This window comes from Methylobacterium sp. 285MFTsu5.1 (assembly GCF_000383455.1).
Lineage (GTDB): Bacteria > Pseudomonadota > Alphaproteobacteria > Rhizobiales > Beijerinckiaceae > Methylobacterium.
Window position 1 is genome coordinate 1 of the sequence record NZ_KB911320.1, and the last position, 14,737, is coordinate 14,737.

The 14,737-nt window shown below is 74.2% G+C and carries 11 protein-coding genes, 2 tRNA genes and 1 pseudogene; 3 read left to right on the plus strand and 11 right to left on the minus strand.

Features of this window, described 5'->3' with window-relative positions; all coding sequences use genetic code 11:
* A partial coding sequence (locus H288_RS0130935; RefSeq protein ID WP_020096434.1) for an ABC transporter substrate-binding protein occupies window positions 1-421 on the minus strand: 421 nt, incomplete at its 3' end.
* Between the two features lie 325 nt (window positions 422-746).
* On the opposite strand from H288_RS0130935, the gene H288_RS0130940 reads away from it, so the two are divergent.
* Window positions 747-1,772: a cyclase family protein gene (locus H288_RS0130940; protein ID WP_020096435.1), complete on the plus strand. Its 1,026-nt coding sequence runs from the start codon at window positions 747-749 to the stop codon at window positions 1,770-1,772.
* A gap of 43 nt (window positions 1,773-1,815) precedes the next feature.
* Here H288_RS0130940 and H288_RS0130945 read toward each other — a convergent pair whose 3' ends face one another.
* From H288_RS0130945 to H288_RS0130970, 6 genes are all read right to left on the minus strand, one after another.
* The gene (locus H288_RS0130945) at window positions 1,816-3,801 is read right to left on the minus strand and encodes an SDR family NAD(P)-dependent oxidoreductase (protein WP_020096436.1); all 1,986 of its coding nucleotides are present in this window, start codon (window positions 3,799-3,801) and stop codon (window positions 1,816-1,818) included.
* A gap of 111 nt (window positions 3,802-3,912) precedes the next feature.
* The gene (locus H288_RS0130950; protein WP_020096437.1) at window positions 3,913-4,764 is read right to left on the minus strand and encodes a DUF1206 domain-containing protein; all 852 of its coding nucleotides are present in this window, start codon (window positions 4,762-4,764) and stop codon (window positions 3,913-3,915) included.
* A gap of 120 nt (window positions 4,765-4,884) precedes the next feature.
* The gene (locus H288_RS0130955) at window positions 4,885-5,226 is read right to left on the minus strand and encodes a hypothetical protein (protein WP_020096438.1); all 342 of its coding nucleotides are present in this window, start codon (window positions 5,224-5,226) and stop codon (window positions 4,885-4,887) included.
* A gap of 47 nt (window positions 5,227-5,273) precedes the next feature.
* The gene (locus tag H288_RS0130960) at window positions 5,274-5,837 is read right to left on the minus strand and encodes a Uma2 family endonuclease (RefSeq protein WP_020096439.1); all 564 of its coding nucleotides are present in this window, start codon (window positions 5,835-5,837) and stop codon (window positions 5,274-5,276) included.
* 172 nt (window positions 5,838-6,009) lie between these two features.
* On the minus strand, window positions 6,010-7,239 hold the full coding sequence (locus H288_RS0130965) for a peptidoglycan DD-metalloendopeptidase family protein (RefSeq protein ID WP_020096440.1): 1,230 nt from the start codon (window positions 7,237-7,239) through the stop codon (window positions 6,010-6,012).
* 100 nt (window positions 7,240-7,339) lie between these two features.
* Window positions 7,340-7,807, minus strand: coding sequence for a peroxiredoxin (locus tag H288_RS0130970; protein ID WP_020096441.1), 468 nt, complete (start codon window positions 7,805-7,807; stop codon window positions 7,340-7,342).
* Window positions 7,808-7,990: 183 nt separating this feature from the next.
* Here H288_RS0130970 and H288_RS0130975 point away from each other — a divergent pair, with 183 nt between their 5' ends.
* A complete protein-coding gene (locus H288_RS0130975; protein ID WP_026605465.1) occupies window positions 7,991-11,440 on the plus strand; it encodes a DUF3971 domain-containing protein in 3,450 nt (1,149 codons plus the stop codon).
* A gap of 34 nt (window positions 11,441-11,474) precedes the next feature.
* Here the strand turns inward: H288_RS0130975 and H288_RS0130980 are convergent, their stop codons facing one another.
* The 3 genes from H288_RS0130980 to H288_RS35395 form a co-directional block, all read right to left on the minus strand.
* On the minus strand, window positions 11,475-13,079 hold the full coding sequence (locus H288_RS0130980) for a TROVE domain-containing protein (protein WP_020096443.1): 1,605 nt from the start codon (window positions 13,077-13,079) through the stop codon (window positions 11,475-11,477).
* A gap of 224 nt (window positions 13,080-13,303) precedes the next feature.
* Window positions 13,304-13,435, minus strand: a tRNA-OTHER gene (locus H288_RS35390).
* Window positions 13,436-13,502: transfer RNA gene (locus tag H288_RS35395), tRNA-OTHER, on the minus strand.
* Window positions 13,503-14,105: 603 nt separating this feature from the next.
* Here H288_RS35395 and H288_RS0130985 point away from each other — a divergent pair.
* Window positions 14,106-14,399 (plus strand): helix-turn-helix transcriptional regulator, encoded by a 294-nt coding sequence (locus H288_RS0130985; RefSeq protein ID WP_020096444.1) that lies wholly within the window; start codon window positions 14,106-14,108, stop codon window positions 14,397-14,399.
* A 25-nt stretch (window positions 14,400-14,424) separates the two neighbouring features.
* Here H288_RS0130985 and H288_RS0130990 read toward each other — a convergent pair.
* A pseudogene (locus tag H288_RS0130990) lies at window positions 14,425-14,737 on the minus strand (ferredoxin--NADP reductase); the annotation flags it as partial.

Sequence of the window (14,737 nt, forward strand, 5' to 3'; positions counted from 1 at the left end):
CGCTGATCTCGTTCGAGGCCGCGCCGGGCGTGATCATCGGCGTCTTGAGCCGGGCCGCCCAGGGCATCAGCGCCAGCACGACCTCCGAGATGTAGCTGGCGATGACGAGGTTGACCTTGTCCTCGGAGACCGCCCGCTGGAAGGCGCGGACCGCGTCGGAGGCGGAGGACTTGTCGTCGTAGGTGACGACCTGGATCTGGCGCCCGTCGACGCCGCCCTTGGCATTGATCTCGTCGGCGGCGAGCTGGACGGCCTGCGGGATCGAGGCCCCGGCCACCGACTGCGCCTCGGCGATCACCCCGATCTTGATCGGGTCCGCGGCCCGGACGGGCCCGGCGGCGACCAGCCCCGCGGCGATCAGCGCGGGCAGCGTGCGCCGAATCGGGGCAACCCGGGCGGCGGCGCGCACGGTCTCGGACATCGGCGTTCCCTCATCCCAGTGCCCGAATTTTATATTCGCGGGCTTGGCCCGGACTGTACCCGCGCTCCGACGGATCACAAGGGGCCGGTCGGGACCGGCCGGTGACGTTTGCACCGAGTCGTTTTCCGCCCGGGGTATCGCCGCGCGCCGCCGCATCCTAGGCTCGCCGCGGCCCTGCGAAGCGCGGGCCCGGCGGCCTCGAAGAAGGGCACGGTCCGGTGAGGAACGCACGCTCGGCCGCGGCCGGGGTTCGCCCCGGACCGCGGCCCCGGAGCCTCGGGAAGCGGCCCGCTCCGCGGCCGGCACGGGCAGGGGAACCACAGGCATGACCCTGCGCTGGACGCGGCGGCCCGAGGGCTCGACCTGGGGGGATTTCGGCCCCGACGACGAGCTGGGGCGCCTGAACCTGCTCACCCCCGAGAAGGTGCTGCAGGGCATTGCCGAGGTGCGCGAAGGAGTCACCTTCTGCCTCAGCCTGCCGCTGGACCTGCCGGGCGGCAACGTCCTGAACCCGCGCCGTCACCCGCCGCAGATCACCCCGACGCGCCGCGCCAACGGCCGGCCGAACATGAACTTCCCGGTCTGCGAGGAGGTCGACGGCGCCACCGACGTGATCTGCGACGACCGCGCGCTGATCCACCTGCAATACTCGACGCAGTGGGACTCGCTCGCCCATGTCGGCTCGCTGTTCGACGCGGACGGGGCGGGCGCCGCGCCGACCTTCTACAACGGCTTCCGCGGCGGCCGCGACATCGTCGGGCCGAGCGCACCGGAGGCGGCGGATGAGCCGTCCCGGGCGAAGCGCCTCGGGATCGAGCGCCTCGCCGAGACCGGCATGCAGGGCCGCGCCGTGATGATCGACCTGCGCGCCCATCTCGGCGACGCCAGGACACGCGTCGGCTACGACGAGCTCGCCCGGATCCTGGAGGCCGACGGCGTCGTGGTGGAGCCGGGCGACATGGTCTGCCTGCACACGGGCTTCGCCGAGCGGCTGATCGCCATGGGCGGCGCGCCGGACCCGAAGCTCGTCCACACCCTCTGCGCCGGCCTCGACGGGCGCGACCCGCGCCTCCTCGACTGGATCACCCGCACCGGGCTCTGCGCGCTGATCGCCGACAACTACGCGGTGGAGGCCTACCCGGCTGGCCCCGGCCCCGCCTGCTGCGCGACGCTGCCGCTCCACGAGCACTGCCTGTTCAAGCTCGGGGTCAATCTCGGCGAGTTGTGGCACCTGACGCCGCTGGCCGACTGGCTGCGGGCCCGCGGCCGCAGCCGCTTCCTGCTCACCGCCCCGCCGCTGCGCCTGCCCGGCGCCGTCGGCTCGCCGACGACGCCGATCGCCACGGTGTGACGATCGGGAACGGCCCCGCGGCGCGCTCCCGGGGTCGCCCGGATCAGCCGAGGGCGGCGGGTGCGGCGGCGCGCGGCGGGTCGCCGACCGGCTCCGCGGCGTCCTGGGGCGGCCCGGGGCGGAGGACGGCGCGCTCCCGGAAATGCGGGATGGCCGCCTCGAACACGGCCTCGGCGGCCGCCCGGTCGCCGGCCGCCACGGCGTCGCGCAGCCGCGCCACCCAGGCGTCGAGCCGGTCCCGATCGGCGAAGACCGGCCGCGCCGCCATCACCCCGTCGATGCCCGGCAGGGCGATCCGGGGCTCCTCGCGGGCGAACAGGATCTCGTTGAGCCGCTCGCCGGGCCGGGCGCCGGTATAGGCGATCTCGATCTCGGTGCCGGGCTCGAAGCCGGCCAGCCGGATCATCCGCTCGGCGAGGTCGGCGATCCGCACCGGCTGCCCCATCTTGAGCACGTAGACCGCGGCGCGCTCCGCGCCCGCCCGGGCCTCGCCGTCGGCGTGGGAGGCGGCCGTCAGCACGAGGTCGCAGGCCTCGCGCACGGTCATGAAGTAGCGGACCATGTCCGGGTGGGTGACGGTGACCGGGCCGCCCCGGGCGATCTGCGCCTTGAAGACCGGCACGACCGAGCCCACGGAGCCCAGCACGTTGCCGAACCGCACGGCGATCAGCCGGGTCGGGTGGTCCGGCCGCGCCGACTGCGCGGCGTCGAGGGCCTGGGCGACCATCTCGGCGAAGCGCTTCGTGACCCCGAGCTGCGAGACCGGCTCGATCGCCTTGTCGGTGGAGATCATCACGAGCGCCCGCGCGCCCGCCGCCACCGCCGCCTCGGCGACGTTGATCGAGCCGAACACGTTGGTCTTGATGCCCTCCTGCCAGTCCCGCTCCAGGTAGGGCACCTGCTTCAGCGCGGCGGCGTGGAGCACGTAGTCGGGCCGGAACGCCGCGATCACCGCGTGCGTCCGCTCACGGTCGCGGATATCGGCCAGCACCCCCGTCACGGCGGTCTCGGCGGCCAGGATCGCGGGGTGGCTGAGGATGCCGTGGAGCGCCGGCTCGGAGGATTCGAGCACCAGCACGGCGGCGGCCCCGAAGGCCACGGCCCGCAGGCAGATCTCCGAGCCGATCGACCCGCCGCCGCCGGTCACCACGACCCGGCGGCCGGCGAGGAACGCCTCCAGACGCGGCCGGTCGATGGCGACGGTCGGCCGCAGCAGCAGGTCCTCGATCTCCAGCGGCGCCAGTTCCGGACCCTGCACGCCCTCACCGAGGCCGACGACCCGAGCGAGGGGCAGGCCGAGGCGCCGGGCGCGGGCGATCAGGTCGTCCGGCGCCGCCTCCGGCACGAGGGCGCTCGGGGCGGCCACGAGCCGCCGCACCGGCTCGCCGCGGGCGGCGAGGTCGGCGACCACGCGCTCGAGATCCGGGAAGCCGCCGAGCACCGGCACGCCGCGCATGAACTGGCCGCGCTCGTCCGCTCGGGGCGACAGGATGCCCCGCGGCGCGAGCTTCCGCACCGAGCCCGCCTCGATGGCGCGGATCAGCACGTCCATGTCGGCGCCGCGCCCGAGGAGCAGGGTCGGGACGGTGGCGGCCCGCGCGCTCGACTGCCGGGAGCGGGTGTCTTTCAGGTAGCGGAACGCCAGGCGCGTGCCGCCCAGGAAGAAGATCTGCAGCACCCAGTAGAGCAGGATCGCGATCTTGCCGAAGAAGTAGAATCCGTAGAGGTCGGACGAGACCAGCACCCAGTCGATCACCAGGAGCGCCAGGGCCAGGACGCTGGCCGCCCGGACGATGCCGGCGAGGTCCTGCAACGAGGCGAAGCGCCACTTGGTCCGGTAGAGCCGGAAGCGGCCGTAGACGAGGCCGGCGAGGACGAGGAACGGCGGCAGCAGCAGGGGCAGGGCGTGCAGACGCTCGGCCAGCATGCCGCCCTGGAAGCGGAACAGGAAGGTGAGCACCACGGCGGCAGCGGTCGCCGCGAGGTCGTGGGTCACCATCACCGCGGTCTTGTAGAGGCGCTGCTGCATCGGGAGCCGGATGGGATGCCGCGGGGTATCCGCCGCGGCACCGGCCCTGTCAACGCGGCCCGCCCAGGGCCGGAGCCGGGGCCGGAGCCGGGGCCGGAGGCGGCGCCGGCCTCAGCCCAGCGCCCGGGCCGCCGCACCGGCCGCGTCGTCCACCCGGTCGATGTCGGGGGCGTCGATGAGCCGGTAGCGGGCCTGGATCAGCCCGAAGGCCCCGAAGGCGGCGTGGCCGGCCGCCACGAGCCCGAGGAGGATCCAGCCGTAGGGTTGTGCGCGCAGCAGCGCGAAGGCCTCGGCCAGACCCTTGGCATCCGAGGAGCGCTGGTGCCACGCGGCGGCCACGAGGAACCCGCCGATGATCAGGAAGGCGAGGCCCCGCGCCGCGTAGCCGAAGCGGCCGATCGGGCCGGCCCAGCGGTCCCGGGCCCGGGCGTCGAGGGCGAGCCGGTCGGTGACGTCCCCGCGCCACGCCTTGCCGAGGAAGCCGAACCCGCCGCCGACGACCGCGAGGCCGACGAGGGCCACGAGCCAGCGGCCGAAGGGCTTGCTCAGGAGCCACGCGGTGCCGTCATGCACGCCGTCGCCGCCGCTCATGCCCAGGCCGAGGCTGAGCGAGGCCGCGCTGGCGGCGAGCCCGAGATAGAGCCCGGCGCTGATCAGGTGGGCACCGCGCACCGCGAGGCCCTTGGCGGAAGTGCCCCGCCGGTCGGCATCGGTGATGCCCTCGACGAGGCGCCAGAGGGCGAAGCCGGCGAGGCCGAGGGCGATCAGGCCGACGACGGCCGCGCCGAACGGCCCGGCCATGACGGCGCGGAGCGCGTCCTTGCTGTCGCCGGCCCGGCCGCCATGCCCCAGGGCCGCCAGCAGGGCCAGGGCGCCGACCACGATGTAGACCACGCCGCGGGCGCCGTAGCCGAAGCGGGCGATGCGCTCGATCGCGTTGCGGCCGCCGGGAAGGGTCCTCATCGGCGGGACCCGGCTTCGGGGAATCGGGTGTCGGGCACGGGCGGCATCCTGTGGAGCGGGAGCGTTCAACGCCCGGCGGCGCGCACCCGATCCGTTGCCGGCACAACCTCCGTGGCCGCCCTACATGGGCGTCCGGTCGGCGCGGCCGGTGAGCGCCACGTAGAAGCCGAGCCCGTCCTGGGCCGGCAGGGTCTGCAGGCGCTCGATCAGGCCGCGGCGCTTCGCGTCGAGGAGCAGGCGCCCGGCCGGCTGGAACAGGGTCTCGCCGCCGCCCTCCGGGGGCGGATCGAGCCGGATCGCCACGGTCTTGCCCTTGGCGAAGCGGCTGCGCTCCAGCATGTCCTTGAGCGAGGCCTCGGCGGTCGCCCGGTTGGTGCCGCGCAGATCGAGCACCGACTCGGCGTCGGTCACGCCGAGGGAGCCGCGCAGCTTGGCCGCGTAGAAATCTTCGAAATGGGGCAAGTCGGTGCCTTGATGCTTCGCCGTTCGATCAGGTGGGGTGCGGCCGCTCAGAAGGCGAGACCGCGGTAGAGGTCGCGCACCGGCACGGCGCCGTCGAGCTCCGGCAGCGACACGGTGCCGTCGAGCCCGAGGGCCGCGACGCTCCAGTCGTCGCCCGCGCGTCGCCAGACCTCGACCCGCGCCTCGTCGGAATAGACGATCAGGAGCACGGCGAGGCTCGGCACCGTCCGGTAGAAGTCGATCTTCCGGCCGCGGTCGAGACTCATGCTCGAGGGCGAGAGCACCTCGGCGACGAGGAGCGGGTCGGTCGCGTAGCCCTCCGGCAGCGGCGGCCCGCACCGCACCACCACGTCGGGGATCGGGGCGAAATCGTCCATCGCGGCGCTGAGGATCGCCAGCCCCGGCATGGCGCGGCAGCCCTTGGCATCCGCGAAGTCGCCGATTCGGCGGATCAGGTTCGCGACGATTGCCTGATGCCGCTCCCGCGGCGGCGCCATGAGCACGGGCTCGCCGTCGAGCAGCTCCCAGCGCTCGTGCGCGGGCCGGCCCTCCACCCAGAGCCTGAACTCGGACACATCCATCCGCGCGTCGCGCTTCGCGGCCAGAGCCATCGCCGATCCCCACCTCGGCCGGATCGTAGCACCGGGCCGGCCGCCCGCAACAGGTCCGGCCCGGAAGGCCATCCCCGCGTGGACGTCACGGCCAATGCCAAGCCGGCCTCCCTCGGGGACTCGGAGGCCGGCACAGGGCGACCGGCACAGGGCGAACGGCGCAGCGACGGACTCAGTCGGCGCCGGGTCCGGCCGCCGCGACGGTGGCGCCGGCCTCCAGGAAGCGCTGCGGATCCACCGGCTCGCCGTCGATGCGGGTCTCGTAGTGGAGATGCGCCCCGGTGGAGCGCCCCGTCGAGCCGACAGCGCCGACCGCATCGCCCGCGGCCACGCGCTGCCCGGGGCGGACCGTGATGCGAGCGAGGTGGCCGAACCGCGTGGTGACGCCGTGGCCGTGGTCGATCTCGACCATGTTGCCGTAGCCGCCAGCGGCCTCGGCGGCGATCACCCGGCCCGGCGCGGTGGCGCGCGCGGGCTCGCCGTACTCCGCCTTCAGGTCCAGCCCGGTATGGAGGGCGAGGCCGCGGGTGAAGGGGTCGAGGCGCGTGCCGAACGGGCTCGACACGGTCGCGCCTCCCCGGATCGGGCGTGCCAGGGGCAGGGTGGCGGCGAGCCGGCGCAGGCGCTCGCCGTCGTCGAGCGCGCGCCGGGCCAGGGCGAGGCCCTCCGCGAAGCCGGTGCCGTCCAGGGCGCGGCCGTCGAGGGGCACGAACGGTCCGCCCAGCCCGGCGGCCGGCGCGGCCGCGCCGGTGCGGTCGGGATCGAGGCGGTCGGGGTCGAGACCGGTGCGGCCGATCAGGCCGCGCAGCCGCCGAACCGCGTCCCCGGCCCGGGCGGCAAGCCCGGCGAGGCGCTCGCCCTGGGCCGCCTGCAGGCCGTCGAGCCGGGCCTCCAGCCGGATCAGGCCAGTCTCGGCCTCGCGCGCGCCGCGGCGGGGCAGGGGATCGCGGGCGGAGCGCGGCGCCGGAGCCGCACCCTCAGTCGGACGCAGGAAGAGATCGCCGTAGCTCCCGCCCGGCGCAGCGCCGGGCCGCCCGGGCAGGGCGCCGGTCGTGGACGGGTCGGGCAGGGCCTGCCGCTCCAGGTCGGTGAGGGCGGCGCTGCGCCGCTCCAGCTCGGCCTGGCGCTCCAGGGCGGCCGCGACCCGGTCGGCCAGCCCCGCCTCGCTCCCCGCCCGGTCGCTCCGGTCGCGGTCGAGGCGGTCCTGGAGCTCGCCGATGCGCGCCTCGTAGGCGTCGCGCAGGGCGGCCTGCCGGGCCACGAACCCGGCGAGCACGTCGTCGTGGAACACGATCAGGTAGGAGGCCCCGAGCGCCCAGGCCACCGCCAGGGCGAGGCCGGCGCTGAGCCAGGGGGCCGGCCGGTGCGGCCTGAGACGCGCGGGGAACTTCGGAGGCTGCATCGGGACGGCACCGGAGGAGCCGCCATTCAGACCTCAGTAGGGTTAAGGATCCGTCGCGCGCCGGGCGTCAGGAGGACGTCAAGGGGACGTCAAGCGGACGTCAGGGCAGGGCGCGCGCGGCCGCCAGGACGGCCTCGGCGTGGCCGGGCACCTTCACCTTCGGCCAGATCCTGGCGACGCGCCCCTCCCGGTCGACCAGCACGGTGGTGCGCTCCACGCCCATGTACTTGCGCCCGTACATGCTCTTCTCGACCCAGACGCCGTAGGCCTCGAGGACAGTCTTGTCCTCGTCGGCGGCGAGCGGGAAGGTCAGCCCGTACTTGCTGCAGAACTTGTCGTGGCTCTTCACCGGGTCCGGCGACAGGCCGACGACCTTGGCGTCCGCCTCCGCGAAGGCCGGCAGCAGGCCGTTGAAGTCCTGCGCCTCCAGCGTGCATCCGCTCGTGTCGTCCTTCGGGTAGAAGTAGAGCACGACTTTGTGACCGCGGAGCGCGGACAGCCCGACACGCCCTCCGCCCGAGGCGGGAAGGTCGAAATCGGGGGCGGTATCCCCCTCTGACAGCGGCATCGTGCCTTCCTTTCGGCCGATTGATGATGTGCAACCGATCTCGTGCGCGGGCTCAAGCGATGGCACCGCGCACGTCCGAGCCAAGCCCGGAGTCGCGGCCGCTGTAAAGCGCGGGCGCGCTTCGATCCACCGGCCGCGGAGCCCGAGGGCGCCGCGCGCAGAGACCCCGGAACAAAGGTCCCGATGGCGGACGAGACAACGCCGGCATGCAGGCCTCGGGGGAAGGCGCGACGCGTCGGCGGCGTCTGCCTCGTGAGCGCCCTCGCGCTGGTGCTGCTCGTCGGCGCCGGTGTCGGCCTCGTGGCCCTGCGCCTGTCGAACGGGCCGCTGCAGATCGACGGCCTGTCGCGCCGCGTCGCCGCCGCCGTGGCCGAGCGGATCGGACCCGGCTGGAGCATCGGGCTGCGCGGCAGCAGCCTGGAGCTCGACCGCGAGAACGCGCTCAGCCTGCGCTTCTCCGGCCTCGACATCCGCAATCCGCAGGGCGACCTCGTGGTGCGCGCGCCCCTGGCGCTCGTCAGCCTCGACCCCTGGGGGCTCCTGCGGCTCAACCTGCAGCCGCGCTCGATCGAGTTCCGCGAGACGCAGACCACCGCGCTGCTGCACCGGGACGGCTCCATCGCCTTCGCGGCCTCGGAGGCCAACCACCCGGTCGACGTCGCGCCGCACACGCCGCCGAGCGTGGACGGGGTGCGCGGCACCGTCTCGCCGCTCTCGGCCGCGATCGCGTCGATCTTCGGGATCGTCCTCGATCCGGGCGGCGTGATCGGCGCCCTCGACCGCGCCCGCGTCACCGACGCGCGCCTGCGGCTGATCGACGAGGACGGCCGCGAGCGCGCGGTCTTCGCGCGGGTCAACGGCCTGTTCGGGCGCGACCCGGTCAACGGCACCCGCAACTTCGAATTGCGTCTCGACGGCCCGCACGGCGAGTGGCGCTTCGGCGGCACGCTGCGCGACGGCGGGGACGGGCAGGAGCGCTCGGGCGTCATCACCCTCGACGACCTGCCGGTCACCGATCTCCTGCTGCTCTCGGGCCAGTCGGGCCTGCCGCTGACCACCGACCTGAAGCTCTCGGCCCGCGCCGACGTGAGCCTGACGGCCGGCCGCATCCGGACCATGAACGCCAAGCTCCACACCGGCGACGGCACGTTCCTGATCGAGGAGAAGGACTTCAACCCGGTCACGGTCGAGAGCCTCGACGCCTCCCTGGACTGGGACGAGGCCAACCGGGTGATGTCGCTCACCGGCCTGGACTATCGCGGGGCCGGCAACGCCGTCCACCTCACGGGGACGTGGACGGGCAGCCCCGCGGGCGCGAGCACGGCCTGGACCGCGACGCTGGCGAGCCGCGACGCCACCCTGCGCGGGGCGACTCCGCAGGACGCGCCGGTGAAGATCGACGCCCTCGACGCGCAGCTCTCCGGCCGCGACGGCGGCATCGCCATCGACGCGCTGACCCTGTCGGGGCCCGGCGTGAAGGGCGCCATCACCGGGACGATCGGCACCAGCGCCGACGACGGCGGCCTGACCCTGCACCTCGCCGGCCACGACGGCGAGGTCCGTACCGGGCTGCGGCTCTGGCCGGAGCACATCGCGCCGCCGGCCCGCACCTACCTGGTGGACCAGCTCCGGCGCGGCCGGGTCGATTCCGTCGACATCAAGGTGAAGATGTCCGGGGCGGTCCTGGCGGCCGCCACCCGGGGCGACCCCGCCCCCGACGACGCGGTCCACATCGATTTCCACGTCTCGGACGCGGCCATCGACGTCACCGCCGATTCCCCACCGGTGACCAAGGGCAACGTCGTCGGCGTGATCACCGGGCGCTCGACCACGGTGCGCAACGTGACCGCCGAGGTCCACGGGCCGGACGGGCGCGGGCTCGCCATCTCGGACGGCAGCTTCGTCATCCCGCAGATCACCCCGGACCGGGTCGTGGCCCAGATCGGGATGCGGCTCTCCGGCGGCGCCGACGGCATGGCCTCCGTGCTCCAGGCCAAGCTGTTCAAGAGCGTGATGAGCGTCGACCTCGACCCCGCCACGATCAAGGGCAGCGCCGACCTGCGCGTCGACTTCCCCCTCGACCTCAAGCACATCCCCGACCTGCCGGACCTGCCGGTGACGCTGACCGGCTCGCTGGCCGACCTCTCGGTCGACAAGGTGATGGGCCGGGACCGGCTCGAATCGGGCCGGTTCAACCTCGTCTACGACCGGGGCGCCTTCACGCTGAAGGGCGACGGCCGGGTCGCGGGCGCGCCCATGTCGGTCGACCTGCGGCAGCCGAAGGTCGGGCAGCCCGGCGAGGCGGTGGTCAACGTGTCGCTCGACGAGGCAGTCCGCAGCCGCAAGGGCCTGCCGACCGCGCCGCAGCTCACCGGCACCATCCCGGTCCGCGCGGTGGTGCAGATCGGCCGGCCGGGATCCGGCAAGCCGCCGATCCGGGTCGAGGCGGATCTGGCGAAGGCCGGGATCGACGGGCTGGTCCCGGGGCTGACCAAGCCCCCGGGCAAACCGGGACGGCTCACCTTCACCCTGGTCGACAGCGGCCAGACCTTCGACCTGCGCGACTTCGCCCTCGACGCGGCCCCGGCGAGCGCGCGCGGCACCGTCTCGATCACCCAGGAGGGCGGCCTGGAGCGGGCGGACCTGACCAGCGTCAAGCTCTCCCCCGGCGACGACCTGCGCGTGAGCCTCGACCGGACCGGCGGCGGCTACAAGGTCGTGGTCCGGGGCGCGGTGGCCGACGCCCGGCCGTTCCTGAAATCGCTGGGCGCCCCCGACCCGAAGGGAGGCCGAGAGGCGCGGGACGCGAATCCGAAGGATATCGACGCCGACATCCAGGTGCCCATCGTCACCGGCTTCAACGAGGAGGCGCTGACCGGCGCCAACCTGAAGCTCTCCCTGCACGGGAAGACCCTGCGGGCCGCCAACATCACCGGGCGCTTCCGCGCGGCCCCCTTCGCCGCCACGGTGACCCGCGGCGAGCGCGGCGTGCCGACCCTGTCGGTGGAATCGGCCGATGCCGGCGCGACGCTGCGGTTCGTCGACGTGTACCGGCGGATGTATGGCGGCCGGCTCACGGCCGGGATCGGCCTCAACGACGGCCCGCAATCCGGCGTCGTGCAGATCCGCGACTTCATCCTGCGCAACGAGCCCGCGCTGTCGAGCATCATGGCGCAGGGCCCGGAGCCGTCCGACGCGGAGACGGCCCGCGGCCGACGGGTCGCCCCGGGCCGGGGCGCGGGCGACGTCACCTTCGACCGCATGCGCGCCAATTTCGTGCGCACCGGCACCCGCGTCGACTTCACCGACGCGGCGATCTCGAACGCCGCCATGGGTTTCACCCTGTCGGGCTGGCTCGATACCGGCCGCGAGCGCACCGACATGACCGGCACCTTCGTGCCGCTCTACGGCCTGAACAACGTGGCCTCGCAGCTGCCGCTGCTCGGGCCGCTGCTGGGCGGCGGCCACAACGAGGGCCTGTTCGCGGTCAATTTCCGCGTCTCCGGCAAGCTCGCCTCGCCGGACGTGAGCGTGAACCCGCTCTCGGCGATCGCCCCGGGCTTCCTGCGCAAGCTGTTCAGCGCCGGCGGCGGCCCCTTCGCGGACGGGATGCCGGGCGTCCCGCAGCAATAGGGCGGGCGGCCCGGAAGAGCCGCCCGCCCCTGTCTCACGCGCGGATGAAATCCGCGATCACGGCCGGAGCCGCGGTGTCGAAGCCGACCACGTCGAGCATGCCGGGATCCTCCGGGTCGGCGATGCTGAAGCCGTTGGAGACCAGCCCAACGACCACCAGCTTCGCCGGGATCCCGGTCTTCTCCCGGTACGCCCGCAGCGCCTGGACCGGGTGGACCGGCCCCGCCCAGGTCTCCGAGTCCGTGTAGACCACGAACGCGTCGGCCTTGACGCCCCGCTCCAGCGCCCAGCGCATCGGCAGGGAGCAGTCGGTGGCGCCGAACGGCAGGTCGGCGGTCGCCCGCACCGCCTGATCGAGCCGCGTCGACGGCCCGATCGGCAGCGGCGTCATCGCGGCCCCCTGGCTCCAGGCCCGGCCGGCCTCGGCGGTGAAGCCCAGCACCTGCCAGTGCTCCTCGGTCGCCGCGGTGACGAGCGCCATCGCGGCGGCCGCCTCCCGGGCCGTGAGCGTCGAGCCCGCGACCGTGCTGGCGCCCATCGAGCCCGAGACGTCCAGCGCCAGCACGAGGCGCCGGCCCGTGGGCTCGACCGCGCCGAACGCCGTGTAGAACGCGGCGTTCAGCGCCTCGACGATCGCCGCCACCGGCTCCCAGGCGAGCTTGCCCCGCTGACCGTGCCCGGAGGCGTAGGTCTTGAGGGCCAGCAGCAGCGCCATCGGGTGCAGGCGCGCCCGGAGGATCCGCTCCCGGTCCGACAGGACCGCCCGGACGTGCTCGGTGCCCTCCGAGAAGGGCGCGAGCACCCCCGCGGCCGTCAGGCGGCCGAGCTGGCGCACGAGGGCGCCGACCGGCATCCGCTCGATCAGGGCCTCGTTCACCGCGCGGCTGCCCATCAGCCCGGTCGGCAGCGCCTCCCACGGCAGGCCGTGCGAGCGCACCAGGGCGGCGGCCACCGCCCCGTCGAGGCCCTCCGCCTGCACCCGCGCGAAGGCGTGGACGAGCCCGGGGGCGGCCTCGGTCACGGTGCCGCGGCAGATCCAGTCGAACAGCGCCTTCCGGGCGGGCTCCTCCGTCTCCGGATGGGCCAGCCGCAGGAGGTCGCGGTGCGACCAGCCCTGGCGGGTCCGGTACTTCACCGCCTGGAAGGCCAGGGCCTCCACGGGCTTGGCGCAGTACCAGTCACCGACCGCCCGGCGCAGGCCCCGGCCCCAGCCGCGCATCGCCTCGACGGAGGCGGCGAACTGGAACAGGTGCGTGCCGGTGCGGCAGACCCGCGGCAGGGCCGCGAGCGCCGCGCGCCGGGTCGCGAGGTCCGCCGACGCGGCGGCCAGCGCCAGGGCGAAGATCGCCGGATCCGGCTTCGGAGCCCGGCCGCCCTCGCTCACCGCCACGATGGCGGCGACCGCGCGGGCGCCGTCCTGCGCGATGCACCGCTGCACCGCCGCCGCGTTCTCGGCGGTCAGGGCGCGCGGGCTCGCGTAGTACGAGCCGCCCTCGGAGCCGAGCACCAGGAAGCGGTCGAGCCGCGCCCAGTCGCCGACCGCGAAGGCGTGGCCTCCGGCGGCGTTCGGCACCGTGCCGGGGATCGGCTCCGTCTGCGGGGTGGCGCGGAGCCGGAACATCTGTGCGAGCTTCGTCATGGCGGGCTCCTCTCGGTCTCTCCTCTCTCCATCGCGGCCGATCGCCGGCCGGTGGCGCGTCCCGGCGCGCGCGGTCGGGCGGGGACGCGGCCGCGGCGCGTCGTCCACCGCCGCTCGCGCGCGGCCGGTCTCTCGTATGGTCGGTGGCGGGGTTCCGTCCGGCCGGGCGCGGGCGTGGCGGCGACGAGGGGCTTATCCGATGCTCTGCTTGAGCTACGGGCCTGACGACCCGGCGGGACTCGCACCCGCACCCCTCGGATCCCGATAACCTTCGTCTTCCGGCCCGCGTCCGGGCGATGCGGGCGTGGGGTGAGGAACGGTGTCCGGGCGCTCTATCCGGTCTGAGCTACGGGCCTCGCGGCCCGGCGGGATTCGAACCCGCGACCTCCCTTCGGTGAAGATAACCGTTCCTCTCCGGCCCGCATTGTCGGCCGGGATCCGCGCACGGTCGGCGCCCCGGTCGTCTCGCGGGGCCCTGCGGTCGTGGTGTCGGAGACGGGCATGAGCTCCGGCGACCTCGCGGCCCCCGACGGGGATCGAACCCGCAACCTCCGCGGGACAAGCCCGCGGCGCTCTACCGATGATAACCGTCCCCTGCCGGCCCGCAGGGTCCTCGAGACGCGCTCAGCCTCTCGGGCCGAGAGCCCCGCGATACGACCGTAACGGTCGCATCAGCCCGGAACGGGCGAACGCCGCGACGTCGATGCCGTCGTGCTGTTTCATGCCATGCTCCGTCCGAACGGGGCTTCGGGTGACGCGGGCGTGTCGATGAGGCTCGGGGGGATCCGTGACAGGGATAACCGAGCGTCTCCGGCCCGCGCCGGTGAACTGCGATGGGCTGCCAGCGGCGACCGTTGCGAAGGGAACCGGACTCGTCCGCCGCGGCGCGCGGGCCGCGGATACGAGGAGCGTGCGGTCACTTCAGATCACCGGCCCGGCAGGCCGATGGCGCGGTGGATACGGTCGCGCTCGGCCTGCGTCAACCGAAAACTTGAAAATTCTTTCAGTTCGGGCGATCTCCGGCCCATGATCACTGCCGCTCAGATCCGCGCCGGCCGCGGACTTCTCAAGTGGACGCAAGGGGTTCTCGCGAGCCGCGCCGCGGTCTCCGTCGTCACCCTGAACATGATCGAGAGCGAGCAGGTCCAGCCCCGCAGCCGGACCCTCGCGGCGATCCGCACGGTCCTCGAAGGGGCGGGCATCCGCTTCGTCGGCGACGCGCAGGAGGGCTACGGGGCGATCCTGCGCCCCGCCCCCGCGACCGGGTCCGGAGACGCACCGGCACAGAAAAGCCCGGCACGGCGGACCGCACCGGGCTGAAGCCGAACCGGCCTGCGCGGGTGCGCTATTTCTCGACGAAGGCCTTCTCGATGACGTAGTGGGCGGCCTCGCCGTGGTTGCCCTCCTCGTAGCCGCGGGACGTCAGGAGCTCGCGGGTGTCGCGGATCATGTCGGGGCTGCCGCAGAGCATGAAGCGGTCGTTCTCGATCGCCATCGGCGGCAGGCCGATATCCTCGAACAGCTTGCCCGAGACCATCAGGTCGGTGATCCGGCCGCGGTTGCGGAACGGCTCGCGGGTCACGGTCGGGTAGTAGACCAGCTGGTTCGAGATCATCTCGCCCAGGAACTCGTGGCGCGGCAGCGTCTCGGTGATGGTC

What these genes read in the sequence shown, in the direction of transcription:
- H288_RS0130940 (WP_020096435.1), top strand. Translation starts at nt 747, where the DNA reads ATGACCCTGCGCTGGACGCGGCGGCCCGAGGGCTCGACCTGGGGGGAT.
- H288_RS0130945 (WP_020096436.1), bottom strand. Translation starts at nt 3,801, where the DNA reads ATGCAGCAGCGCCTCTACAAGACCGCGGTGATGGTGACCCACGACCTC.
- H288_RS0130950 (WP_020096437.1), bottom strand. Translation starts at nt 4,764, where the DNA reads ATGAGGACCCTTCCCGGCGGCCGCAACGCGATCGAGCGCATCGCCCGC.
- H288_RS0130960 (WP_020096439.1), bottom strand. Translation starts at nt 5,837, where the DNA reads ATGGCTCTGGCCGCGAAGCGCGACGCGCGGATGGATGTGTCCGAGTTC.
- H288_RS0130965 (WP_020096440.1), bottom strand. Translation starts at nt 7,239, where the DNA reads ATGCAGCCTCCGAAGTTCCCCGCGCGTCTCAGGCCGCACCGGCCGGCC.
- H288_RS0130970 (WP_020096441.1), bottom strand. Translation starts at nt 7,807, where the DNA reads ATGCCGCTGTCAGAGGGGGATACCGCCCCCGATTTCGACCTTCCCGCC.
- H288_RS0130975 (WP_026605465.1), top strand. Translation starts at nt 7,991, where the DNA reads ATGGCGGACGAGACAACGCCGGCATGCAGGCCTCGGGGGAAGGCGCGA.
- H288_RS0130980 (WP_020096443.1), bottom strand. Translation starts at nt 13,079, where the DNA reads ATGACGAAGCTCGCACAGATGTTCCGGCTCCGCGCCACCCCGCAGACG.
- H288_RS0130985 (WP_020096444.1), top strand. Translation starts at nt 14,106, where the DNA reads ATGATCACTGCCGCTCAGATCCGCGCCGGCCGCGGACTTCTCAAGTGG.